The 21,962-nt window shown below is 63.0% G+C and carries 25 protein-coding genes; 19 read left to right on the plus strand and 6 right to left on the minus strand.

From position 1 onward, the window contains the following. Window positions 1–168 precede the first annotated feature (168 nt). From ACYHH6_RS15060 to ACYHH6_RS15075, 4 genes are read left to right on the plus strand one after another with little or no spacing between them, the layout of a single operon-like run. Complete coding sequence (locus ACYHH6_RS15060; RefSeq protein ID WP_352584560.1) at window positions 169–1,494, plus strand: hypothetical protein; 1,326 nt, start codon at window positions 169–171, stop codon at window positions 1,492–1,494. Next, window positions 1,487–2,071 carry a hypothetical protein gene (locus ACYHH6_RS15065; RefSeq protein ID WP_352584562.1) on the plus strand — a complete coding sequence of 195 codons (585 nt, stop codon included), beginning with the start codon at window positions 1,487–1,489 and terminating at the stop codon, window positions 2,069–2,071. The genes ACYHH6_RS15060 and ACYHH6_RS15065 overlap by 8 nt, the downstream gene beginning before the upstream one ends. After that, window positions 2,068–2,664 carry a hypothetical protein gene (locus ACYHH6_RS15070; protein ID WP_352584564.1) on the plus strand — a complete coding sequence of 199 codons (597 nt, stop codon included), beginning with the start codon at window positions 2,068–2,070 and terminating at the stop codon, window positions 2,662–2,664. Before ACYHH6_RS15065 ends, ACYHH6_RS15070 begins: the two co-directional genes overlap by 4 nt. Next, the gene (locus ACYHH6_RS15075) at window positions 2,661–3,230 is read left to right on the plus strand and encodes a hypothetical protein (RefSeq protein WP_352584566.1); all 570 of its coding nucleotides are present in this window, start codon (window positions 2,661–2,663) and stop codon (window positions 3,228–3,230) included. The genes ACYHH6_RS15070 and ACYHH6_RS15075 overlap by 4 nt, the downstream gene beginning before the upstream one ends. A gap of 103 nt (window positions 3,231–3,333) precedes the next feature. On the opposite strand, the gene ACYHH6_RS15080 is transcribed toward ACYHH6_RS15075, so the two are convergent. Next, window positions 3,334–3,966 carry a LysE family translocator gene (locus ACYHH6_RS15080; protein ID WP_352584568.1) on the minus strand — a complete coding sequence of 211 codons (633 nt, stop codon included), beginning with the start codon at window positions 3,964–3,966 and terminating at the stop codon, window positions 3,334–3,336. 56 nt (window positions 3,967–4,022) lie between these two features. Next, window positions 4,023–4,640: a pyridoxamine 5'-phosphate oxidase gene (gene pdxH, locus ACYHH6_RS15085; protein ID WP_352584570.1), complete on the minus strand. Its 618-nt coding sequence runs from the start codon at window positions 4,638–4,640 to the stop codon at window positions 4,023–4,025. 40 nt (window positions 4,641–4,680) lie between these two features. Here pdxH and ACYHH6_RS15090 point away from each other — a divergent pair, with 40 nt between their 5' ends. Further along, on the plus strand, window positions 4,681–5,142 hold the full coding sequence (locus tag ACYHH6_RS15090) for an RT0821/Lpp0805 family surface protein (RefSeq protein ID WP_352584572.1): 462 nt from the start codon (window positions 4,681–4,683) through the stop codon (window positions 5,140–5,142). A gap of 59 nt (window positions 5,143–5,201) precedes the next feature. Here ACYHH6_RS15090 and ACYHH6_RS15095 read toward each other — a convergent pair whose 3' ends face one another. Next, complete coding sequence (locus tag ACYHH6_RS15095) at window positions 5,202–6,629, minus strand: M20 family metallopeptidase (RefSeq protein ID WP_352584573.1); 1,428 nt, start codon at window positions 6,627–6,629, stop codon at window positions 5,202–5,204. Between the two features lie 144 nt (window positions 6,630–6,773). On the opposite strand from ACYHH6_RS15095, the gene ACYHH6_RS15100 reads away from it, so the two are divergent. Next, entirely contained in the window at window positions 6,774–7,697 is a 924-nt protein-coding gene (locus ACYHH6_RS15100) for a DnaJ C-terminal domain-containing protein (RefSeq protein WP_112563839.1), read from the plus strand. 19 nt (window positions 7,698–7,716) lie between these two features. Here ACYHH6_RS15100 and ACYHH6_RS15105 read toward each other — a convergent pair whose 3' ends face one another. Continuing rightward, window positions 7,717–8,352 carry a TetR/AcrR family transcriptional regulator gene (locus tag ACYHH6_RS15105; RefSeq protein ID WP_352584576.1) on the minus strand — a complete coding sequence of 212 codons (636 nt, stop codon included), beginning with the start codon at window positions 8,350–8,352 and terminating at the stop codon, window positions 7,717–7,719. Window positions 8,353–8,538: 186 nt separating this feature from the next. Between ACYHH6_RS15105 and mddA the strand changes: the two genes are divergently transcribed. The 3 genes from mddA to ACYHH6_RS15120 all read left to right on the plus strand — a co-directional run bounded on the left by mddA (window position 8,539) and on the right by ACYHH6_RS15120 (window position 10,951). Continuing rightward, window positions 8,539–9,273, plus strand: coding sequence for a methanethiol S-methyltransferase (gene mddA, locus ACYHH6_RS15110; RefSeq protein ID WP_352584578.1), 735 nt, complete (start codon window positions 8,539–8,541; stop codon window positions 9,271–9,273). A gap of 222 nt (window positions 9,274–9,495) precedes the next feature. Next, window positions 9,496–10,317: an enoyl-ACP reductase FabI gene (fabI, locus tag ACYHH6_RS15115; RefSeq protein WP_352560112.1), complete on the plus strand. Its 822-nt coding sequence runs from the start codon at window positions 9,496–9,498 to the stop codon at window positions 10,315–10,317. 46 nt (window positions 10,318–10,363) lie between these two features. Continuing rightward, window positions 10,364–10,951 carry a histidine phosphatase family protein gene (locus tag ACYHH6_RS15120; RefSeq protein WP_352584580.1) on the plus strand — a complete coding sequence of 196 codons (588 nt, stop codon included), beginning with the start codon at window positions 10,364–10,366 and terminating at the stop codon, window positions 10,949–10,951. 160 nt (window positions 10,952–11,111) lie between these two features. Here the strand turns inward: ACYHH6_RS15120 and ACYHH6_RS15125 are convergent, their stop codons facing one another. After that, entirely contained in the window at window positions 11,112–11,366 is a 255-nt protein-coding gene (locus tag ACYHH6_RS15125; protein WP_023747552.1) for a DUF1344 domain-containing protein, read from the minus strand. 183 nt (window positions 11,367–11,549) lie between these two features. Between ACYHH6_RS15125 and aroC the strand changes: the two genes are divergently transcribed. The 3 genes from aroC (at window position 11,550) to ACYHH6_RS15140 (ending at window position 14,314) form a co-directional block, all read left to right on the plus strand. Next, the gene (gene aroC / locus ACYHH6_RS15130; protein WP_352584582.1) at window positions 11,550–12,656 is read left to right on the plus strand and encodes a chorismate synthase; all 1,107 of its coding nucleotides are present in this window, start codon (window positions 11,550–11,552) and stop codon (window positions 12,654–12,656) included. A gap of 117 nt (window positions 12,657–12,773) precedes the next feature. Further along, window positions 12,774–13,874: a 3,4-dihydroxy-2-butanone-4-phosphate synthase gene (gene ribB / locus ACYHH6_RS15135; RefSeq protein ID WP_352584584.1), complete on the plus strand. Its 1,101-nt coding sequence runs from the start codon at window positions 12,774–12,776 to the stop codon at window positions 13,872–13,874. Window positions 13,875–13,891: 17 nt separating this feature from the next. Continuing rightward, window positions 13,892–14,314 (plus strand): hypothetical protein, encoded by a 423-nt coding sequence (locus ACYHH6_RS15140; RefSeq protein ID WP_352584586.1) that lies wholly within the window; start codon window positions 13,892–13,894, stop codon window positions 14,312–14,314. 62 nt (window positions 14,315–14,376) lie between these two features. Here the strand turns inward: ACYHH6_RS15140 and ACYHH6_RS15145 are convergent, their stop codons facing one another. Beyond that, window positions 14,377–15,600, minus strand: a complete 1,224-nt coding sequence (locus tag ACYHH6_RS15145) for an MFS transporter (protein WP_352584588.1) — start codon at window positions 15,598–15,600, stop codon at window positions 14,377–14,379. Window positions 15,601–15,719: 119 nt separating this feature from the next. On the opposite strand from ACYHH6_RS15145, the gene ACYHH6_RS15150 reads away from it, so the two are divergent. From ACYHH6_RS15150 to dxs, 7 genes are all read left to right on the plus strand, one after another. Continuing rightward, complete coding sequence (locus tag ACYHH6_RS15150; protein ID WP_352584590.1) at window positions 15,720–16,328, plus strand: TetR/AcrR family transcriptional regulator; 609 nt, start codon at window positions 15,720–15,722, stop codon at window positions 16,326–16,328. 94 nt (window positions 16,329–16,422) lie between these two features. Continuing rightward, window positions 16,423–17,400 (plus strand): hypothetical protein, encoded by a 978-nt coding sequence (locus ACYHH6_RS15155; protein ID WP_352584592.1) that lies wholly within the window; start codon window positions 16,423–16,425, stop codon window positions 17,398–17,400. Between the two features lie 71 nt (window positions 17,401–17,471). Continuing rightward, window positions 17,472–18,398 (plus strand): histone deacetylase family protein, encoded by a 927-nt coding sequence (locus ACYHH6_RS15160; protein WP_352584594.1) that lies wholly within the window; start codon window positions 17,472–17,474, stop codon window positions 18,396–18,398. A gap of 3 nt (window positions 18,399–18,401) precedes the next feature. Next, window positions 18,402–18,653, plus strand: coding sequence for an exodeoxyribonuclease VII small subunit (locus ACYHH6_RS15165; RefSeq protein WP_142866766.1), 252 nt, complete (start codon window positions 18,402–18,404; stop codon window positions 18,651–18,653). Window positions 18,654–18,698: 45 nt separating this feature from the next. Next, window positions 18,699–18,965: a DUF2277 domain-containing protein gene (locus ACYHH6_RS15170; RefSeq protein WP_112563862.1), complete on the plus strand. Its 267-nt coding sequence runs from the start codon at window positions 18,699–18,701 to the stop codon at window positions 18,963–18,965. Between the two features lie 10 nt (window positions 18,966–18,975). Next, window positions 18,976–19,896 (plus strand): pirin family protein, encoded by a 921-nt coding sequence (locus ACYHH6_RS15175; RefSeq protein ID WP_352584596.1) that lies wholly within the window; start codon window positions 18,976–18,978, stop codon window positions 19,894–19,896. A 109-nt stretch (window positions 19,897–20,005) separates the two neighbouring features. Then, window positions 20,006–21,919, plus strand: coding sequence for a 1-deoxy-D-xylulose-5-phosphate synthase (dxs, locus tag ACYHH6_RS15180; protein WP_352584597.1), 1,914 nt, complete (start codon window positions 20,006–20,008; stop codon window positions 21,917–21,919). Window positions 21,920–21,962: the final 43 nt, after the last annotated feature.

Consider the following 21,962-nt stretch of genomic DNA (forward strand, 5'->3'; position numbering starts at 1 on the left):
GGTTTTCCGTCCGGAATTGCGTCAAAGCTAAGAAAATAGAGCGGTTTGCCGTTTCCGCGAAACGGTAAACAGCTCTAGTCAGTGGAGAGGACATGGCCCGCAACGTCGTTGCCAGCAAAGCAACCTTTCGAGATGCCAAGAGGCCTGCATTGACGGATTGAGCGTCCGATGCTTGCCGATGTTTTGAAGCCGCTCGGCCTGACGTTCAGGCTCTGGTGGCGCTTCTGGCCGCAACTGGTCGCCATGGTGCTTTTGGGCATTGTCGGCAGCGATCTGTTCATGCAGATCGCCGCGCGCACCGCCTTCCTCAACCACATGGCCGGGCTGGCGCTGCTGACGCTGGTGGCGCTGACACAGCTCATTGTCACCGTCGCCATGTTCCAGACGCTGCTTCCCGGCCTGCCGGCGATCCGCGCCGCGCAGCAGGCGGCGCGTGGGCAGGTATCCGGCGAGACAGGTGCCGAAACGGGCAGCGGTGCTTCGCGGCTGACGCGCATGGTCACCGTCGCGCTGCTGCCGTTCTTCGCCTACTACGCCGCCTGGGGCTTTCTCGGCGACACGGTGCGGCAATACTCGCGCGTCACCCTCGACATGGCGCCGTTCGGCGAAGGCGCGGGCAACGTCCTCGATGTCCTGGACTCGCGCTGGCTGGTGTTCTCCGTCGTCATCTCCTGGCTGGTCAGGCGTTTGGCCCAGGCGATGCAGAAGCGCGGCGGGGCAAAATCCCTATGGCAGATCGTCGTGGTCGTCTGCGAAACCAACTGGATCTTCGTCGGTCTTTACGTCATCTCGCGCTGGAAGGACGACATCGTCGGCTGGATCATGAGCCGCAACATTTTTTCCGTCCTGCAGGCGACAGCTGACGGCGTGGCCAATCCGGTTTCCACCGCCTTTGCCGATCCGATGGTTCCGGTCGAGGTCACCTCCATCGAAACGTCGACAAAGCTCGTCGCGTTGTTCTTCTTCATGCTCTTGCCGGTGATCTGGCTGGTCATGACGGCGCTGATCTATGGCTATGACGTGCGCGACGACAAGGAACTGCTTCGCGTGCACGAACAGGTCGAGCGCCTCGGCGCCCGCTACCGCACCATTCCGAAGTTCATGCGCGACTTCGTCGAGCACTTCATCTCGGGCTATCGCTCGCGCTATCTGCCGATCGCCAATGGCGTGCGCATCACGCTGAGTTCGGGCGTCGTTCTCATGCTTACGCTGATCGTCGGCTATCGGCTGATCGATTGGCTGGCGGCCTGGGCGTGGCTGGGCATGACCCGCATCATCGGCCCACACGACCTCGACACCTGGCAGGTGCTGTCCGAGGGTGTCTCGCTGCTGTTCGGCAGTTCTTTCCAGGACTCTTCGACCGGCATTCTGGTCGAGCCGCTGCGGATCTGCTTCCTCGCCGCGATCCTCGAAACCGCATTCGCATTGCCCAAGCGCCAGACCGGCGAGACGGCGCAGCCGGCCAGTCCGGCGGGGGCGGCGCAGAATGCTTGAGAGTGCCCGCTCACGGCTGAAAGCATGGCTCGCCGCCGGCATCGGCACGGCGGCGGCGATTGCCGTTGCCGGTGTGCTCGGTGCCTTCGAGGCAAGGCACGCGCAAGTGCCAGTTCTGACTCCGGCCAATCCGATCGAAACCGGGCAATGGCTGCTGCGGCCGGTGAAGGCCTATGTCAGCGCAGGAAAATATGTCTATGGCACCTTGCGAAAGCCGGGGACCAAGGCGCTGGTCTTCGAGGTCGACATGACCAACCGCACGGCCCAATCGACGAAGGATTATTTCGAGCTCCTCCAGGCAACCCGGCCGCTGCTCGACCCGGCAACAAAACCGTACATCGTGCTGACGCGCGACGAGACACTGTCGCCGGAACTGCATCCCGGCATGCCGGAGCGCATGGCCTATATCTGGGATCTGCCGGATGGTGCGGCAGCCCCGGCAAGCCTCGGCCTGACGGTCATCCGCAAGACCTACAAACAGCGCGACAACCTTTACGGCCTGCCGGGCTGGTTCAATCCGAGCCCGGTCGGCACGCTGACTGTTCCTGTGGTGTCCGACACTGGAGGCCAGCCATGATGCGCAGACTGGCCAATCTCGTTTTGCTGCTTGTCGCTGTAGCATTCTGCTACGGCCTGCAGATTTCAAAGCCGCATTATGGCGATCTGATCGGCCCTATCCCCGTACGCGGCAAGGTCGGAGATACAATCGTCGGTCGCAGCTTCGAGGTTCGCGCCGAAAAGCTTGAGTTTGCGCGCAAGCTGAAGACGGACCGGTTCGGCGAGACGAAGGTGCTGACCACCGGCGGCGTATGGGCGGTGGTGACGGTGGCGTTCGAGGCCAGGGCTGCGTCGACAACCGTCGCGATCGCGTCCTGGCGCGGATCGACGGGATTGATCTATGACCACACCGAGCGGCTGTCCTTCATCAACAACGGCTTTCTGCCGGTCACTGTCGATCCCGGCCTGCCGAGGAAGGCAAGACTGGTCTTCGAGGTGAGGCCGGAGGAGGCCGGCAACGCGACGGTGCTGATCTCGAGCAAGCTGATGGCGGCGCTCGATTCGCAGGCCGAGATTTCGATTGGGCCGGTCGCTGCCTTGTCCGACGGCATGCCTGCCGGCACCGTCGACACGCTCGATCTGACCCAGCCCATTGACGGACAAGCGAAATGACCGCGCAGGATATGGTTCAGGACAAGGGCGTTGGCGAGAAAAAGTGGCGCCGCCGCAGCCTTTTGGCCCTGCTTGTGCTCATCCCCCTGACCTTGGCCGTCGAAGCCTATGACAGCGTCAAGGCGCTGCTGGCCGACAATGATCTCTATCCGCGCCGCGTCGCCTGGGGCCAGAGCGCGCATTTCGGCGGCAGCGACTGGAAACTGACCGATCTGCGCGGCGCCTTCGGCATGAAGAACCTGCCGCCCGATTCCGTACCGGTGCTGGCTGATTTTTCGGTGACCGTGGGCGATCCCGACCTGCAGAAGCTATGGCTTGGCTGCAAGGTGATGCTGATCGATGCCGAGGGACGGCGCTGGTCGCCGACGTCCATTGTCTCGCTGAGAACGCCGGACAATGTGCAGACCTGCATTTCGGCGATCTTCTCCGGCGCCAAGACCGGCGACACGCTCAATCTGCGCGAGACGTTCCTGGTGCCGAAGGAGGCGACCAAGTCGATCAGGCCGGCGCTCGGCGTTGCCAGCGAGCGGCCGCATTTCCTGCTGTTCCAGCTGGAAAAGGATTGATCTCCAACGCTGTCGCCGTGATTCCCGGATCATCACACCATTCAACCTGCCGCAAATGGTGGCATAGTCATAGGCGTCTGATGCCGCCTGGACGGATGAGCCGCTACCGGTGTTCGGCCGCGATGCGGATGCCCAAGCCGATCAGCACAATTCCGGTCGCGCCTTCGATGGTGCGGCGGATCGATGGCCGGCGCAGGAAATCCCCCGCTTTGGCCACGACCGTTGCATAGAGCGCCAGCCAGGCGAAGGTCATGACGGCGAAAACCACGCCGAGACCGAGCAGCGCCGCAAAGCTTTCCCCGCCGGGCGGTACGAATTGCGGCAGTAGGCTGGCGAAGAACACTGCCATTTTGGGATTGCCGAGATCGCTGATCAGCCCCTGGCGGTAGGCGGTCGCCGCCGTCAGCCGCCGTGCCGGCCTCGTGACTTCAGCCATGTTCTGCTGACGGGAGGGCCAAAGCGCTTCGTGCAGCGCCTTGAAGCCGAGATAGACCAGATAGGCGGCACCCGCGTATTTGACCGCAAGGAAGAGCGGCTCCGAGGCGACCAGCAGGGCGACGATACCGGCGCTGGTGGCCAGCGCCCAGATCGTCTGGCCGCTGGAGATGCCGAGCGCGGTGAAGACGCCGGCTGCACGCCCGCCAAGCAGCGTGTTGCGGATGGTGATGGCGGTGTCGGGACCGGGCGTCGCAAGCACGATGAAAGAGACACCGAGAAAGGCCAGGAACAGGCTCATTGGATTCTCCCTTTGCAGCCGGATCAGCTTAGGATCGCTGCGCCATTTCACAAGCGTCAGGGGTAAAGCCGCGTCTTGTCCCAGCCGCCTTCGGCATTGCGCGAAAAGAGCAGGCGGTCGTGCAGCCGGAACGGCCGGTCGTGCCAGAACTCGATCGCCTGTGGCACGATGCGGAAGCCCGACCAGTGCTTTGGCCGTGGAATTTCGCCGATCGGGTAGCGCGCCGTGTATTCGGCCACCGCTTTCTCCAGCGCGAAGCGGCTTTCCAGTGGCCGTGACTGTTTCGAGGCCCAGGCGCCGATGCGGCTGCCACGCGGCCGCGTCGCGTAGTAGGCGTCCGCCTCCGCGTCGCTGACGATCTCCACCGGCCCGCGGATGCGCACCTGGCGCCGCAGCGATTTCCAGTGAAAGCACATCGCCGCCTTCATGCTGCCAAGAAGCTCGCGGCCCTTGGCGCTCTCGAAATTCGTGTAGAAGACAAAACCGCTTTCATCGAACCCCTTGAGCAGCACCATACGCACATCCGGCATGCCGTCGGCATCGACGGTTGCCAGCGCGACGCCGTTGGCATCGTTGATTTCGCTTTTTTTGGCGTCCGCCAGCCAGGCGGCAAAGAGCCGGAACGGCTCGGCGGCCTCGGTAAAGTCACCAGTTGTTAACTCGGTGTCACTCATAGTTTTTCTCAAATTGTCTCGAATCTCAGGAGGTTGCCGATTGTCGCGTATCGCGCAAGCTTTTGACAGCAGGCAATGGAGCGCTTTCGCTTCGGCCAGTTCGAAAGCCGTGATCGTGATCGTCGCCTTGCCGCTTGCCGCCTGCGGCGCCGGCGGCTTCAGCCTGGAAAAAGCCGAGGTCGACCGCTCCATCGTCACCTCGAGCGCGCCGGCGCAGGCGACATCGACGGACGCCGATAACGCTTCCGACCAGACCACGATCGGCAATGCGGTCTCTTCAGCCGACATAGAGGAGCTTCGCGGCCAGCCAGTGCCGTGGGCGAATGCCGATACCGGCTCGCGCGGCTCCATCACGGAACTCGCCGAGTTGCAGGACAATGGCCAGACCTGCCGCAGCTTCACCGCCTCGCGCGAAAGCTTCGACGGCGTCGCTTTGTTCAAGGGTGAATTGTGCATGGCCAGCGCCGGCGGCTGGCACATGCAGGATTTCAAGGCGCTTTAAGTGCTCCAGACTGCATGTTTGGCCCACATCGATGGGCGACTATACGCCAAGAGCCGACCTCAAGTGGCCTCGACATCAATGTCTGCTTTCCGAAGGCCTGAGCGAGTCATTGGCTGTCCGTTCGGCTCGCCCAAATCCCAGTAAAGTCCTGCCATCAGCCCCAACCCTTCTCGGGCAATGGCAACCGGCAGATGCTCATTGGGCGCGTGCTGCGAACACCCGGGATAAGAATGCGGGACCCAAATGGTAGGCATTTCAAGAATTTCGGAGAAGATGTCGTTCGGAAGTGACCCGCCGAGGCTCGGCAGAATAGCGGGTTTCTTTCCCGTCGTGCGGGCGATCGAATCGACCACCCAACTGACCCATGGGTGCCTCGTATCCAGTCGCGTCGCGTGAAAAACTTCATCGCGTGCTTTGGCAATCTGCACGGTCGAAAATCCGTTGCGGTCCAGATGGCGGCGCAAGGCAGGGAGGACGTCCTGCACGTCCACCCCGATGACGAAGCGAAGCTGGCAACGCGCCCAGGCTCGGGGCGGGATGGCACCAACAGGCATCCTCGGATTCCCCGCCTCCAAGGCCAGCACCGAAAATGAGCTCCACGCAAAAACCTTCTCCGCGGAGGTCAGGCCAGGCTCGCCCCAGTCGGGATCGATCTTGGGCTCCTCCGTGCCGCTCTCCACCTCACAGTCCGCAAGCACGTGTCGCACATCGTCGGGAATGCTTGTCGGAAGCCACTCCGGAATCCGAATTTTTCCGGTCGGTTCGGTGATGCTCGCAATAGCATGGGCAAGTTGAATGGCTGGATCCGAGAGCAGACCGCCCCAGTTTCCCGAATGATGGCCGCCCTTCCGCGCATCAATCCAGATGTCGAAGGAGATAGAGCCGCGCGAACCCAAAAACACGGTCGGCCTTTCGACGGAGAGGCGAGGGCCGTCCGAGGCGATCAGCACATCCGATCGGAATAGTTCCTTGTGGGTCTTGGCCAGTTCCCGCAGGCCGGGCGAGACCCGTTCTTCCCCCATTTCGATCAGATACTTGGCATTGAAGCCGAGCCTTCCGCGTGTCTCGATCACGGCTCGAAGAGCGCCGACATTTATCGAATGCTGGCCCTTGTTGTCGGCGACGCCGCGACCGTACCATCTGTCGTCACGTTCGGTCAGACGCCACGGTGAAAGACCCTCATCCCACTCGTCATCCAACCCGCGGATCACGTCGCCGTGGCCATAGCCAAGTACCGTCGGACGTGCCGCGTCCTCTGTTCGTTCGGCGAAAAAGAATGGCCAGCCGTCCTGATTAAGCGTTCGGCAAGCAAAGCCAAGCACTTCGAATGCAGGCCTTATCTCAGCCTCGATGTACTCGACCAGCACATGTTCGCGATCAGGGTTCTGGCTCTCTGTCGGCATGCTGATCCGACGGGCCAAATCCTCCCGAAAGGCGCCGGAATCGAAGTATGCCTCCGATCGAGCTATCGCAGCCTCGCGTGTCATGCCTTCAGCCTAGCATCGGTGGTCTTAGACGGCCAGTCGTGCTTCAATTTCGCCGTCTATGTGGCTATGCGCTACTGGAATTTCTTCCTATGCGAGCGCATATAGGGGGCAACATGGATTCACTCTTTTTCCAGGGCAGGACGCATGCGCGACCCCTATGAGGTGCTGGGCGTTGCCAAGAACGCATCGGCCAAGGACATAAAATCGGCCTACCGCAAACTCGCCAAGAAGCATCATCCGGACCAGAATCCGAATGATCCCAAGGCGAAGGACCGGTTTGCCGCGGCCAACCAGGCCTATGAGGTCATTGGCGACGAGAAGAACCGTGCGGCGTTCGACCGCGGCGAGATCGACGCCGACGGCAAGCCGAAATTCCAGGGTTTTGAGGGCGCGGCCGGTGGCGGCGATCCGTTTGGCGGCTTTCGCCGCCAGCAGGGCGCCGGCGGCTCGCGCTTCGAATTCCGCTCGGGCCGTCCGGGTGGCGATCCGTTCGACGGCAACAGCGACATCTTCAGCCAGATCTTTGGCGACGCTTTTTCCGGCGCGCGCGGCGCCGGCGACCGCCGCCAGCCGGTGCAGGCAGCGGACCTCAACGTGACGCTCGACGTCACCATCGAGGAGATGGCGACCGCCGAAAAGGTGACGGCTATGTTCCCAGACGGCCGCAAGATCGCGGTCAAGCTGCCGGCCTATGTCGAGGAGGGCCAGACCATCCGGCTGAAGGGCCAGGGCGAGCAGGGACCGGGGCAGCCGGGCGATGCGCTGGTCAAGATCCACATCCGCCGGCATTCGCGCTACCGCATCGAAGGTCGCGACCTGCATGCCGATCTGGAGGTAGCGTTGGCCGATGCGGTGCTGGGCGCCAAGGTGCCGGTCGACACGCCGACCGGCAGGCTGGCGGTCAATGTCCCGGCCTGGTCGAGTTCGGACAAGGTTCTGCGGCTGAAGGGCAGGGGCTTGCCGGAAAAGACCGGCGGCCATGGCGATCTCTACGCCCATGTCCGCATCATGCTGCCGGAAGGCGGCGACAGCGAGCTCGAAGCGCTGATGCGCGGCCGCAAAGGCTGACGCGGCTGCATTTCGCCTGCTAGCTGCCCGAAGCCGCTTCCTCCATGCGCCGGATGGTTTCGCCGAAGCGGCGCAAGGCCTGCCGCACCGGGACATGCGGGCTCTCGATCTCCAGCAGGATCATCGTCTCGCTGCCGAGGAAGGCAGCGCTGACCAGGCTGGTCACTTCGGCGGCGGAGAATGGCCCGAGGCCGCCGAACCGCCGCTCCGCCTCTTGCGCCAGTCCGTCCAGCAGTTCGAACCAGCCGCGCAGGTCGCGGCGCACCGCCTTGGCGATTTCGGGGCTCGACAGGCTTGCAGCGATCATCTCGTGCAGGATGCGGACATAGCCGGAGGCCAGATCATCATCGAGGAAATCGCAGGCGCGCTCCCAACGCCGCCACAGCGGCATCGGTGCTGCAAACGTCTCCGCCTGGCGCTTTAACAGCCCCTCATTCAGATGGTCGAGCAGGGCCAGGAACAGCCGTTCCTTGGAACCGAAATGATAGTGGATCTGGCTGAGCGGAACGCCGGCGATCTCGGCGACCCGGCGCGTCGACAGATCGGCATAGCCACCTCGATACAGGCACAACTCGGCTGCCGAAATCAGTTCGGCACGCGTGTCGCGCTTTTGCTTATTCTGGGGCGGGACGACGGCTTTGGCAGCGTCCGTCATGCCGTTTGCCTGCCGTTGGAATCGGCACAATCTGGGCGGGTCATCGGTTCTCCTGTCCGGGGCTGGACGTGTCGCCACCATATCTCGGTCGAGCGACCGATCAAGTTGACTCGTTATAAAATTTATGGTTTTTGACGTGAATTCGGTCGACCGACCGAATTTTGATGCTTGCATGGAGGGGCAGTCATGGCGGGCGTAATCACCCTTATCTACGGCGTTGCCGGATACCTGATATTTCTCGGTTCGTTTCTCTATGCGGTTGGTTTCGTCGGAAACATTGCCGTGCCGAAATCGATCGATTCAGGGATCGTGGGAAGTCCGATCGAAGCTGTCATCGTCAACGTGCTGCTGCTCGGCCTTTTCGCCGCCCAGCACAGCATCATGGCGCGGCCGGTGTTCAAACGCTGGTGGGCGCGGATTGTCCCGCACGCGGCCGAGCGCAGCACCTATGTGCTTTTGGCCAGCCTCATCCTGCTTTTGCTCTACTGGCAATGGCGGCCGATCCCCGGCCCGGTCTGGACGGTCGAGAACCCGTTCTGGGTCGCCGTCCTCCATGGCGTGTTCTGGCTCGGCTGGGCCGTCTTGCTGATCAGCACCTATCTGATCAACCATTTCGAGCTGTTCGGCCTGCGCCAGGTTTTCGCGGCTTTGCGCAAGACCGAACTGCCGCAGCCGGTGTTCAGGACGCCGCTTTTCTACAAATGGGTCCGGCACCCGATCTATGTCGGCTTTCTCCTGGCCTTCTGGGCGACGCCGTCCATGACATGGGGCCATCTTCTGTTTGCTGCAGGCAGCACCGGCTACATCCTGCTCGGCATCTTCCTCGAGGAACGCGATCTCGTCGCGATGTTCGGCGATCAGTACCGCCTCTACCGCAAGCAGGTGGGAATGCTCATTCCCTGGCGCAAAGTGACGGAATAGGGTCGCATCCGGTGCCGACCAGCCGATTCGGCTGGTCGGTCGCGGGCCTGGGCCGTCGAGGCGCGCTGGCCTGAGCCATTTGAAGCTCACAAACACGTTACACACCCCCAATCGCTGTTTGCCGAGTGTCTGAATTGAACGCGCGCTCCGTCTGCGCTTGATGCGCCTTTCTGCCTGTGCGATAGGCACTCCAAAGCAGAAAATCTTTCGGAGAGCGCTGACATGGCGGGTGGACAGGGCCTTATGGCCGGCAAGCGCGGGCTTATACTGGGCGTCGCCAACAACAGATCGATCGCCTACGGCATCGCCAAGGCCTGCGTCGACCACGGCGCCGAGATCGCGCTGACCTATCAGGGCGAAGCGTTCAAGAAGCGCGTCGAGCCGCTTGCGGCGGAATTGGGCGCCTTTGTCGCCGGCCACTGCGATGTCACCGACCCGGCGAGCCTCGACGAGGTTTTCGCCAATGTCGCCAAGCATTGGGGTGGCAAGCTCGACTTCCTCGTCCATGCCATCGCTTTTTCCGACAAGGACGAACTCACCGGCCGCTATGTCGAGACGACTCGCGACAACTTTCTGCGCACCATGGACATTTCGGTCTATTCCTTCACCACCATCGCCAAGCGCGCCGAGGCGCTGATGACCGATGGCGGCTCGCTGCTGACGCTGACCTATTACGGCGCCGAAAAAGTGATGCCGCATTACAACGTCATGGGTGTCGCCAAGGCCGCGCTCGAAGCCAGCGTGCGCTATCTCGCCGTCGATCTCGGCGGCAAGAAGATCCGGGTCAACGCCATCTCGGCCGGGCCGATCAAGACCTTGGCTGCTTCGGGTATCGGCGATTTCCGCTACATCCTGAAGTGGAACGAGTACAATTCGCCGCTGAAGCAGACCGTCACCCAGGAAGAAGTCGGCGATTCCGGCGTCTATTTCCTGTCCGACCTGTCGCGTGGCGTCACCGGCGAAGTGCACCATGTCGATTCTGGCTACCACGTCGTCGGCATGAAGGCGGTCGACGCGCCGGATATTTCGACCGTCAAGGAATAGTCCTGCCGCAATCTCTGCCCGTCTGTCCTGCTTTCCGGAAGACCTGATGGTTCCGCTCGTCTACATCGTGCGCCACGGCCAGACGCAGTGGAATGCCGAGTTCCGGCTGCAGGGGCAGGCCGACACCGACCTCAATGAACTCGGCCGCGAGCAGGCGACCCGCAACGGACGACGCCTGGCCGAACTGATCCAGAAGCCCGAAGATTTCGACTTTGTCGCCAGCCCGATGAAGCGGACGCGCGAGACGATGCAGCGGCTACGCTTGGCAATGCGGCTCGATCCCGACGCCTTTCGTACCGACCCGCGCCTGGTCGAGGTGCATTTCGGCGACTGGCAGGGGTACACCTTTGCCGAACTCGAGGCGCGCAGCCCAGGCTCGGTCAAGCCGCGCCGCCGCGACAAATGGAATTTCCAGCCGCCGGGCGAGGGCGCCGAAAGCTACCAGATGCTTCTCGAACGGGTGAAGCCGTGGTTCGAAGCGCTGGATCGCCAGACGGTCTGCGTCACGCATGGCGGCGTCGTGCGGACCCTGTTTCGGATGGTGGAAGGTGCTTCCGAAGACGAAGCGGCGAGGCTGGAAGTGCCGCAGGACCGCGTGCTCAGGCTGCAAGACGGGCGTCTGGGGTGGCTTTAGGCTAAGCAATTCAGGAAAAGTGTGAAACGGTTTTCCGTCCGGAATTGCGTGAATCAAAGAGATAGCCGGAGCATCGAGCGGCCGAACAAACAGGACGTCCGTCCTGTTTTGTCCGCAGGGCGAAAAACCCTGTTCGATGCTGTCCTATTCGGTGTCGGCCTTACTCGGTATCAGGCAGTTCCATGTCGGTGACGACGTTCTCGCCATTCGTCACGTCATAGGCGATCACGATATCCATGCCGGGCTTCAGCGAGTCGAGATCGGTCTCGGCGTTAAGCTTGTAGGACTTTCCGTCCTCCAGCGTCAGCGTCAGCGCGTCCTTGTCGACCTTTTTGATCAGGCCTTCGGTCTGGCCGGCATAGGCGGCGGTGGAAATCAGCAACATGGCGGCAGCAGCGCCGATCAGGGTACGCATCGTCGTCCTCTTTGTCATTGCGCCTGCACGGGTGGCGGCGAGCTTTCAACGGGCGGATGGAAGAGAGCAGAAACCAACCGAATGTGTCAAAACTAAAACCGCCGGATCACAGTTTGACCGCTGTGGAAAACGCCAATAGAAGGCACCCTTGATCCGGTTCCGCTGCCGGGCAGGGCAAATTCCATGTCTCACAACACGTTCGGCCATCTCTTCCGCGTCACCACCTGGGGCGAAAGCCATGGCCCGTCGCTCGGCTGCGTCGTCGACGGCTGCCCGCCCGGCATCCGCTTCACGCGGGCCGAAATCCAGGCCGAACTCGACAAGCGCCGTCCCGGCCAGTCACGTTTTGTGACCCAGCGCCGCGAACCGGACGAGGTGAAGATCCTGTCGGGCTTCATCCTCGACGACGACGGCGAGACGATGATCACCACCGGCACGCCGGTCTCGATGCTGATCGAGAATGTCGACCAGCGCTCTAAGGACTATGGCGAGATCGCCCGCCAGTACCGGCCCGGCCACGCCGACTACACCTATGACGTCAAATACGGCGTGCGCGACCATCGCGGCGGCGGTCGTTCCTCGGCGCGCGAGACGGCAGCGCGCGTGGCAGCCGGCGCGCTTGCCCGCAAGGTGGTGCCCGGCATGGTGGTGCGCGGCGCGCTGGTCTCGATGGGCGAGAAATCCATCGACCGCGCCAACTGGAACTGGAATTTTATTGGCGACGCAGAAAACCCGTTCTTCACCCCGGATCCGGCGTCGGTTCCGGTCTTCACCAGCTATCTCGACGGCATCCGCAAATCCGGCTCCTCGGTCGGAGCGGTGATCGAAATCGTCGCCGACGGCGTGCCGGCCGGCCTCGGCGCGCCGATCTACGCCAAGCTCGATCAGGATATTGCGTCCGGCCTGATGTCGATCAACGCCGTCAAGGGCGTCGAGATCGGCAATGGTTTCGAAGCCGCCCGCATCACGGGCGAACAGAATGCCGATGAGATGCGCATGGGCAATGACGGCAAGCCGGTCTTCCTGTCCAACAATGCCGGTGGCATTTTGGGCGGCATCTCTACCGGCCAGGCGATTATCGCCCGTTTCGCCGTCAAGCCGACCTCGTCGATCCTGACGCCGCGCAAATCCATCGACAAGGACGGCAACGACGTCGATGTCATGACCAAAGGCCGCCACGACCCCTGCGTCGGCATCCGCGCGGTGCCGATCGGCGAGGCCATGGTTGCCTGCGCGATCGCCGATCATTATCTGCGGCATCGAGGACAGACGGGAAAGGGAGGGGAATAGGGCCGTAAGGCAGTAGGGCAATATGCAACGCAGCCCGCCGAACACAGCCAGATTTTTCTTTTCCCTACTGCCTTACTGCCCTATTCCCCTACTGCCCTGCGAGCGAAGCGAGCGTCCATGCCTTACGACCAGAAGAAAATCGTCGAAGCCCTCCGCGCATTCGAGCGCGGTGAGATCGTCGTCGTCATGGACGATGACGGGCGCGAGAATGAGGGCGACCTGATCGTTGCCGCCGTGCATTGCTCGCCGGAAAAGATGGCCTTCATCATCCGCCACACCTCCGGCATCGTCTGCACGCCGATGCCGCGCGAGGAGGCGAAGCGGCTGAATCTGTCGCCGATGGTGGCCGACAATGATTCCGCCCACACCACCGCCTTCACCGTCAGCGTCGATTTCAAGCATGGCACCACCACCGGCATTTCGGCTGAGGACCGCACGCTGACCGTGCGCAACCTCGCCAATGGCAATGTCGGCGGCTCCGACTTCGTCCGTCCCGGCCATATCTTCCCGCTGATCGCGCGCGAAGGCGGCGTGCTGATGCGCTCGGGCCATACAGAAGCCGCGGTTGACCTGTGCAAGCTCGCCGGCCTGCCGCCGGTTGGCGTCATTTCCGAACTCGTCAATGACGACGGCACCGTCAAGCGCGGTCCGCAGGTCGCAAGCTTTGCCGAGGAACACGGCCTCAAGCAGGTTTCGGTCGCCGACCTCATCGCCTACCGGCAGCGCAAGGAAACGCTGGTCGAGCGCGTCGCCTGCTCCGAAATCGACACGCTCGGCGGCAAGGCGCAGGTCTTCACCTACACGCTGCCCTGGGATTCCATGCACCATGTCGCCGTCGTCTTCGGCGATATCCGCGACGGCGAGGACGTGCCGGTGCGGCTGCATTCGGAGGATGTTGTGACCGACGTGTTCGGTACCAGCCACCGGCTCGATGGCATCATGAAGGCGATGGGCGAGCGCAAGCGCGGCGTCATCGTTTATCTCCGGGAGGGCTCCGTCGGCGTCGCCCACCAGGAGCGCAAGCGGCCGCAGAGCGGCGACCGCGAGGACCATGAAGAGGCGCGCCGCCGCGAAAACGAATGGCGCGAAATCGGCCTCGGCGCCCAGATCCTGAAGGATCTCGGCATTTCCTCGATCAATCTGATCGCCTCGCGCGAACGCCACTATGTCGGTCTCGAGGGCTTTGGAATACACATCGCCAAAACCGAAATTATCTAGGGTGGTGGGGCAATCGGATGAGCTTCGAGGCATACCTCAATTGCTTTGAAGGTGGCGAAGAGAGCTACTTCCCCACTTCGATCATCGAGGAAGCCTTCGCGCCGTTCATCACCAGGCGTGAAGCTGAATTCTCATGCTGGGTCGTCACCTATGACGTTGCTTCGTCGGCGGACCTCTATCTCAATCTGGACCCCGATGACGCCTCGCAATGTTCCGGCTTCACCATCGCGCGGCCGCCGGATGATCCGCGCCTCTACGATGCGTTGTGGGAAATTCTTCGTGCCACCAATTCCGCCGTCTATTGCGCCGGAGAATGCCTGCCGATGGTCGGGCGCGCTGAAACCATACCCCATCTGAACCCGGATATGGTCGAGGCATTGGGGAGTCCTGTTGTCGTTGTTGACGGGGACGAGATTCGCACCAGGCTTGAACAGTCCTAGGAAGCCGGGCTTATCAAACAAAACTGCGTCCGGTCTGTGAACTGAACCGGACGCATGTGCTTCTATTCCGCGGGAACGGCTGCTGCGTCGCATCCGTCCAGCTCGCATGTGTGGGTGGCCAGGCTGCGCTGGCCCGCGAGCACCGTGACCAATGCGATAGTGCCGGCCGCCACCGAAACCCAGAACCCGTTCCGGGCGCCGAATTCATCCACCACCGCGCCGGCGGCAAACGAGCCGAGCGCCATGCCGATGCCGATCCCGGTCATCACCCAGGTGATGCCTTCGGTCAGCATCGCTTCCGGCACGTGCCGCTCGATCAGGCCGAAGGCGGTGATGAAGGTCGGCGAGATCGCCACGCCACTGATGAACACGGCCAGCGCCAGCAGCGGCACGGTGCCGGCGGTGAGCGGCAGCAGCGTGCCGAGCGCAACGAGGGCGACCGCGATGGCCAGCTGGCGCTGCAGCGGTGCCTGCAGGTTGAGGGCGCCGACGACAAGGCCGAGCACGAACGATCCCAGCGCATAGACGCCGATGACGAGGCTGGCGGCGCCGGGTTGGCCGAGTTCCTTGGTGATCGCCACCGTGCTCACTTCCGTCGTCGCGAAGGTTGCACCGATGAAGATCAGGGCGAAGGTGATGATCTGCACCGGCCGCATCCGGATTGCCGAGCCGCTTGTGACATGATCCACCGGCCGCACTTGCGGCTCGGTCGAGCGCTGCAGGATGAAAGCTGTCGAGCCGATGGCGAGGAACAACGTACTGACCAGAACGCCAGCCTCCGGGAAAAGGGCGGCGCTCAAGCCCACCGACAGCGATGCGCCTGCGATGTAGACGAGTTCGTCCGCAGCCGACTCGAAGGCAAAAGCAGTGTTCATCTGCGGCCGGCCGCGGAAAATCTCGGTCCAGCGCGCGCGCACCATGGCCGGCATGCTGGGCATGGCGGCGGCCGCCAATGCCGACACGAACAATGTCCATAGCGGCCAGTCCTGATTGGCTGCCGCGATCAGTACCGCAAAGGCGATCACGGTGACGATGGTGGTGGGAACAACGATGCGCGTCTGGCCGAGCCGGTCGACCAGCCGTGAGATTTGCGGTGCAACGAAAGCATTGCTCAGCGCGAAGGTCGCCGCGACGGCGCCGGCCAGCCAGTATTCGCCATGCGTTTGCGACAGCATCGCCACGATTCCGATCGGCGCCATGGCGATCGGCAGGCGCGCCAGGAAGCCGGCGCTGGCAAAGCCCTTGGCTCCGGGGGCACGAAAGATTTCGGCGTAGGGGTTTTGCATTGCGGGCTCCTCGACAAAGGCCAATTCAACAATTACATACGATGCGTATGATTGTAAGATAGTGCATACGCGGCGTATGTCAATTGGCATACGATGCGTATGTGAATAAGGCCAGAACCATGCACAGACCCCGCAAGGAGATGATCGCCGAAACGCGCGCCAAGCTGATCACGGCGGCCCGCAATGCTTTCGGTACGATCGGCTATGCCGAGGCGTCGATGGACGATTTCACCGCCTCGGCCGGGCTGACGCGCGGCGCGCTCTACCATCATTTCGGCGACAAGAAGGGGCTGCTGCAGGCGGTCATCGCCGAAATCGACGGCGAGATGGCGGTTCGCATAGATGAGATCGCATCGAGGGCGCCCAGCCGCTGGCAGCGTTTCGTCGACGAATGCACGACGTATATCGAGATGGCGCTGGAGCCGGAAATCCAGCGCATCATGTTCAGGGACGGCCCGGCCGTGCTTGGGGATCCGGCGCAATGGCCGAATGCCAATGCCTGTGTCGGTTCAATGACCGATCATCTGACCAGACTGCAGGAAGAGGGGACGGTCGTGCCAGGCGTCGACCCCGAAACCGCCGCGCGCCTGATCAACGGCGCCAGCAGCCAGGCGGCGCAGCGCATCGCCAATTCGAGCGACCCCGAAGCGACGTCGAAGACCGTGGTGGCGGCCTTCAAACAGTTGCTCGAAGGGTTGCTGAAGAAGCAGGGTCCGCAGCCGGTCTGAAATCTCACCGGCCGAGACCCGGCATTTGCCGAGATTGACAATTTTCGGCCTAGGCTCATCCTCCCCAGCCATCTCTGAGGGGAGATTCGGGCGCATGTGGGATTTTGATATCGGCAGGTCGGTGTCCATCATGATCAGGACATGGCCGTTCATCGTCTTTCGCATGATCGTCTATTTCGGCATCACGCTGGCCTATATCGTGGCGACCGGCAGCGGCGCCTCCGTTGGCTATGGTGTCGGCCACATCTCCACCGATCCTGACGGGCCGCTGTCCTTTGCTCTCTGGGGCGGCATCGTCGGCATCGGCGTCGTTTCGATCGCGCTCTACTGGGTCCGCGAATACATCCTCTATGTCGTCAAGGCCGGGCATATCGCCGTCATGGTCCATTTGATCGACGGCCGCGACGTTCCCAATGGCCAGGACCAGATCGCCTACGCCAGGGATGTGGTGAAGGAGCGTTTCGCCGAGGCCAACATCCTTTTCGTGCTCGACCAACTGGTCAAGGGCGCCATTCGCGCCATCACCGGCCTGATCGGCGGCATCGCCGCCTTCCTGCCCATTCCGGGCCTCGGCGGCCTGGTCGCTTTCATCAACACGGTCATCCGCCTGTCGCTGACCTATGTCGACGAGATCATCCTCGGCTACAACATCCGCATCAACTCGTCCTCGCCCTTCGAGACGGCGCGGCAAGGCGTCGTGCTCTATGCCCAGAACGGCAAGACCATGGTCAAGAACGCCGTCTGGCTGGCGGTGATCATGTGGGGCGTGTCCTTCGTCATCTTCCTGCTTATGCTGGCGCCGGCCGCCGCCATCATGTGGTTCATTCCGGGGCAGCTCGGCGGCTGGGCCTTCGTGCTGGCGATCCTGCTGGCCTGGGCCTTCAAGGCGGCATTCATCGAACCCTTCGCCATCGCCTGCCTGATGCAGGTTTATTTCAGGACCATTGAAGGCCAGGCGCCGAACGCCGAATGGGACCAGCGGCTGGCCGAGGCGTCGTCCAAGTTCCGGGAGCTCAGGGACAAGGCGCTGGCCTCATTCGGCGGCTCGCGCTGGACGCAGCCGAGCACCTAAACCCTGTTGAACGTCGGGGCGGCGCGGCGTCAAACCATGGTCAAAGCGGCCGGGCGCGCCTATATCGGGTCATGGTCACAAGGCTCTACACCCATCCGATCTTCCTCGAACATCTGACGCCGCCCGGTCATCCGGAGCGACCCGACCGCTTGCGCGCCATCGAGCGCGTGCTCGACGACGAGGCCTTTGCGGCGCTCGACCGGGTCACGGCGCCGCAAGGTGACGAGGACACCATCCTTTATGCCCACCCCGAGGATTTCGTCGCCCGCGTCCGCGCCGCGATCCCCGAGAGTGGCATTGCCCCGATCGACGCCGACACCAGCGCCAGCCCGAAAAGTTGGCAAGCGGTGGTCACCGCCATCGGTGCGGCCAATGCCGCCGTCGACGACGTCTTCGAGGGTCGTGTCGCCAACGCCTTCGTCGCCGCCCGACCGCCCGGCCACCACGCCGAAAAGACCACGGCAATGGGGTTCTGCCTGTTCAACACCGCGGCGATCGCGGCGCGCTATGCGCAGAAGAAACATGGCGCCGAACGCGTCGCCATCGTCGACTGGGATGTGCACCACGGCAACGGCACGCAGGACATTTTCTGGGACGATCCGTCAGTGCTTTACTGCTCTACGCACCAGATGCCGCTCTATCCTGGCACGGGCGCCAAGACCGAAACCGGCGCCGGCAATATCGTCAACGCGCCGCTGGCGCCACAGACCGGCTCAGACATGTTCCGCGATGCCTTGCTGTCGCGTGTCCTGCCGGCGCTCGACAATTTTGCGCCTGACCTGATCATTATTTCCGCCGGCTTCGACGCCCATCATCGCGACCCGCTGGCCGAGATCAACCTCAGCGAGGACGATTTCGACTGGGCGACCGGCCAGTTGCTGGAACGCGCCGGGCGCCACAGCGGCAACCGGCTCGTCAGCCTGCTCGAGGGCGGCTACGATCTGCAGGGATTGGCATTTTCGGTCGCTGCCCATGTCGGGCGGCTGATGAAGGGATAGAGTATGGCTGGCGAAGCAAATGAAGACGTCAAGGCGATGAGCTTCGAGCAGGCACTCGACGCGCTGGAAAAGATCGTCGATGATCTCGAACGCGGCGACGTGCCGCTCGACCAGTCGATCAGGATCTATGAACGCGGCGAGGCGCTGAAGGCCCATTGCGACCGGCTGCTGAAGTCGGCTGAAGACAAGGTCGAGAAGATCAGGCTGTCGCGTGACGGCAAGCCGGTGGGAACCGAGCCGCTCGACGCGGAGTAATTTGTCAAACGGGGCGGGCAGAGAAAGCAGGTAAGGAGTTCAAGCATGTGCAGAAACATCAAGACCCTGTTCAACTTCGATCCGCCGGCAACCCATGACGAGATCCGCGACGCCGCCCTTCAGTTCGTGCGCAAATTGAGCGGAACGACGCGCCCTTCGCAGCGCAACCAGGCGGCCTTCGACCGCGCCGTCGAGGCGATCGCTGAATCGGCGCATGAATTGCTGCATTCGCTCGAAACCAACCATCATCCGCGCAATCGCGAAGAGGTGGCAGCCAAGGCAAAAGCCAAATCGGCGCTGCGCTTCGCCTGAGGATATCCAGATGAGTTTTTTCCCCGGCAGGGATCCTGAGCCTGGTGACGCCTTCGCCAGCGACCAGATTGAGCTGATGGTCATTCCGAACGCCAAGGACATTGACGGTTTTCAGGTTCGCCGCGCTCTGCCGACGGCAAAGCGGCGCCTGGTCGGTCCCTTCATCTTCTTCGATCGCATGGGTCCGGCCATATTGCGCGCCGGCCAGGCGCTCGATGTCCGGCCGCACCCGCATATCGGGCTTTCCACCGTCACCTATCTGTTCGACGGCAAGATCAGGCACCGCGACTCGCTCGGCACCGAGATGGTCATCCAGCCCGGCGACGTGAATTTGATGACCGCCGGCCGCGGCATCGTTCATTCCGAGCGCACGCCCGAAGAACTGCGCGGCGCGCCGATGTCGGTCTCCGGCCTGCAGACCTGGCTGGCGCTGCCCGACGGCAAGGAGGAGGTGGCGCCGGTGTTCGAGAACACCGCGGCGCTGCATCTGCCCGAAATCGACGCCGAAGGCGTCAGCGGTCGCGTGGTGATCGGCGATTTCTCTGGCTTGCGCTCGCCGGTAAGAGCCGACACCGAGACGCTCTACGCCGATCTGCGCCTGGCGCCCGGCGCCAGTGTGAAAATTCCAGCCGACGCCGAGGAACGCGCCATCTACACGCTGGACGGCGATGTCTCGATATCGGGGGACCGCTTTCCGGCCGAGCGTCTGCTGGTGTTCCGCCCCGGCGACGAACTGGTCGTCTCATCCGAACGCGGCGCTCATTTCATGCTCTTCGGCGGCGCCTCGCTCGGCTCCCCACGCCACATCTGGTGGAATTTCGTCTCGTCGTCGAAGGAGCGTATCGAACAGGCCAAACAGGAATGGAAGACGGGCCGCTTCGATATCGTTCCTGGAGATGAGGAAGAGTTCATTCCGTTACCGGACAATTAACGTCAGCAACACCCGCGTCACTGACACGCATTTACATTCGGCGGGCGGAGGCATATTTCGCCCATGATCAACGCGCATGAACGAAAATAGCTGGGCAGGCTCCTAAACAGTGAACGCAACGCTGCACACGCCGCTTCTCGACAAGGTCCGCATTCCAGCCGACCTGAAGAAGCTTGACGAAAGCGAGCTGCCGCAGCTGGCCTCGGAGCTGCGTGCCGAGCTGATCGATGCCGTCTCGCATACGGGCGGGCATCTCGGCGCCGGCCTCGGTGTCGTCGAACTGACCGTGGCGCTGCACTATGTTTTCAACACGCCGGAAGACCGCGTGATCTGGGATGTCGGCCACCAGGCCTATCCGCACAAGATCCTGACCGGCCGCCGCGACCGCATCCGCACGCTGCGCCAGGAGGGCGGCCTGTCCGGCTTCACCCGGCGCGCCGAGAGCGAATACGACCCGTTCGGCGCCGCCCACTCCTCCACCTCGATTTCCGCCGGCCTCGGCATGGCCATGGCGCGCGATCTCTCGGGCGGCCACAACAATGTCATTGCCGTCATCGGCGATGGCGCCATGTCGGCCGGCATGGCATTTGAAGCATTGAACAACGCCGGCGCGCTCGATGCCCGCCTGATCGTCATCCTCAACGACAACGACATGTCGATCGCCCCGCCGACCGGCGCCATGAGCGCCTATCTGGCGCGGCTCGCGTCGGGCAAGACCTATCTCGGCCTGCGCGATTTCGGCAAGAAGCTGACCTCCTATCTCGGCAAGCGCGCCGATCGCGCCATCACGCGGGCGGTCGAGCATGCGCGCGGCTACGTCACCGGCGGCACGCTGTTCGAGGAGCTTGGCTTCTACCATATCGGGCCGATCGACGGGCACAATCTCGAACATCTGATCCCGGTCTTGAAGAATGTCCGCGACCATGCCGACGGCCCGGTGCTGATCCATGTCGTGACCCAGAAGGGCAAGGGCTACGGCCCGGCCGAGGCCGCGCCCGACAAATATCATGGCGTCAACAAGTTCGACGTCATCACCGGCGCGCAGACCAAGGCGCCGGCCAATGCGCCGGCCTACACCAAGGTGTTCGCCGAAAGCCTGATCCAGGAAGCGCACGCCGACGACCGCATCGTCGCCGTCACCGCCGCCATGCCGAACGGCACCGGCCTCGATCTGTTCGGCGAGGCGTTTCCGACCCGGACCTTCGATGTCGGCATCGCCGAGCAGCATGCGGTGACGTTTGCCGCCGGCCTCGCCACCGAAGGCTACAAGCCCTTCGCCGCTATCTATTCGACCTTCCTGCAGCGCGCTTATGATCAGGTCGTCCACGACGTGGCGATCCAGAAACTGCCGGTGCGTTTCCCCATCGACCGCGCCGGCTTTGTCGGCGCCGACGGCGCCACCCATTGCGGCGCCTTCGACACCACCTTCCTGGCGACGCTGCCGGGCTTCGTCGTCATGGCGGCCGCCGATGAGGCGGAGCTTCGCCACATGGTGCGCACCGCCGCCTATTACGACGAGGGCCCCATTGCCTTCCGTTATCCGCGCGGCAACGGTGTTGGCGTCGACATGCCGGAGCGCGGCTCGGTGCTCGAAATCGGCAAGGGCCGCATCGTCAGGGAAGGCACCAAGGTGGCGCTGCTCTCCTTCGGCACGCGGCTGCAGGACTGCCTGATCGCCGCCGAGGAACTCGGCGCTGCCGGGCTTTCGACGACGGTTGCGGACGCCCGTTTCGCCAAGCCGCTCGATGAGGATCTGATCCGCCGTCTCGCCCGTTCGCACGAAGTGCTGGTGACGGTGGAAGAGGGCGCTGTCGGCGGCTTCGCCAGCCATGTGCTGCAGTTCCTCGCCCATGAGGGCCTGCTGGAAAGCGGCCTGAAAGTGCGGCCACTGGTGCTGCCGGACGAGTTCACCGACCATGCCAAACCGGAAAAAATGTATGCCGACGCCGGGCTCGATGCCGCCGGCATCGTGCGCACGGTGTTTGTCGCGCTCGGCCATTCCGCGCGCGCGCAGCGCGCCTGAATCAAAATCTCACGCCTTTGAAGCGGTTTGCCGGCTTCTAAAG

Source organism: Mesorhizobium sp. P171375 (genome assembly GCF_057786075.1).

Bases quoted from the DNA above. Each gene is read 5' to 3' on its own strand.
- ACYHH6_RS15060 (WP_352584560.1), top strand. From the start codon at position 169: ATGCTTGCCGATGTTTTGAAGCCGCTCGGCCTGACGTTCAGGCTCTGG.
- ACYHH6_RS15065 (WP_352584562.1), top strand. From the start codon at position 1,487: ATGCTTGAGAGTGCCCGCTCACGGCTGAAAGCATGGCTCGCCGCCGGC.
- ACYHH6_RS15070 (WP_352584564.1), top strand. From the start codon at position 2,068: ATGATGCGCAGACTGGCCAATCTCGTTTTGCTGCTTGTCGCTGTAGCA.
- ACYHH6_RS15075 (WP_352584566.1), top strand. From the start codon at position 2,661: ATGACCGCGCAGGATATGGTTCAGGACAAGGGCGTTGGCGAGAAAAAG.
- ACYHH6_RS15080 (WP_352584568.1), bottom strand. From the start codon at position 3,966: ATGAGCCTGTTCCTGGCCTTTCTCGGTGTCTCTTTCATCGTGCTTGCG.
- pdxH (WP_352584570.1), bottom strand. From the start codon at position 4,640: ATGAGTGACACCGAGTTAACAACTGGTGACTTTACCGAGGCCGCCGAG.
- ACYHH6_RS15095 (WP_352584573.1), bottom strand. From the start codon at position 6,629: ATGACACGCGAGGCTGCGATAGCTCGATCGGAGGCATACTTCGATTCC.
- ACYHH6_RS15100 (WP_112563839.1), top strand. From the start codon at position 6,774: ATGCGCGACCCCTATGAGGTGCTGGGCGTTGCCAAGAACGCATCGGCC.
- ACYHH6_RS15105 (WP_352584576.1), bottom strand. From the start codon at position 8,352: ATGACGGACGCTGCCAAAGCCGTCGTCCCGCCCCAGAATAAGCAAAAG.
- mddA (WP_352584578.1), top strand. From the start codon at position 8,539: ATGGCGGGCGTAATCACCCTTATCTACGGCGTTGCCGGATACCTGATA.
- fabI (WP_352560112.1), top strand. From the start codon at position 9,496: ATGGCGGGTGGACAGGGCCTTATGGCCGGCAAGCGCGGGCTTATACTG.
- ACYHH6_RS15120 (WP_352584580.1), top strand. From the start codon at position 10,364: ATGGTTCCGCTCGTCTACATCGTGCGCCACGGCCAGACGCAGTGGAAT.
- ACYHH6_RS15125 (WP_023747552.1), bottom strand. From the start codon at position 11,366: ATGCGTACCCTGATCGGCGCTGCTGCCGCCATGTTGCTGATTTCCACC.
- aroC (WP_352584582.1), top strand. From the start codon at position 11,550: ATGTCTCACAACACGTTCGGCCATCTCTTCCGCGTCACCACCTGGGGC.
- ribB (WP_352584584.1), top strand. From the start codon at position 12,774: ATGCCTTACGACCAGAAGAAAATCGTCGAAGCCCTCCGCGCATTCGAG.
- ACYHH6_RS15140 (WP_352584586.1), top strand. From the start codon at position 13,892: ATGAGCTTCGAGGCATACCTCAATTGCTTTGAAGGTGGCGAAGAGAGC.
- ACYHH6_RS15145 (WP_352584588.1), bottom strand. From the start codon at position 15,600: ATGCAAAACCCCTACGCCGAAATCTTTCGTGCCCCCGGAGCCAAGGGC.
- ACYHH6_RS15150 (WP_352584590.1), top strand. From the start codon at position 15,720: ATGCACAGACCCCGCAAGGAGATGATCGCCGAAACGCGCGCCAAGCTG.
- ACYHH6_RS15155 (WP_352584592.1), top strand. From the start codon at position 16,423: ATGTGGGATTTTGATATCGGCAGGTCGGTGTCCATCATGATCAGGACA.
- ACYHH6_RS15160 (WP_352584594.1), top strand. From the start codon at position 17,472: ATGGTCACAAGGCTCTACACCCATCCGATCTTCCTCGAACATCTGACG.
- ACYHH6_RS15165 (WP_142866766.1), top strand. From the start codon at position 18,402: ATGGCTGGCGAAGCAAATGAAGACGTCAAGGCGATGAGCTTCGAGCAG.
- ACYHH6_RS15170 (WP_112563862.1), top strand. From the start codon at position 18,699: ATGTGCAGAAACATCAAGACCCTGTTCAACTTCGATCCGCCGGCAACC.
- ACYHH6_RS15175 (WP_352584596.1), top strand. From the start codon at position 18,976: ATGAGTTTTTTCCCCGGCAGGGATCCTGAGCCTGGTGACGCCTTCGCC.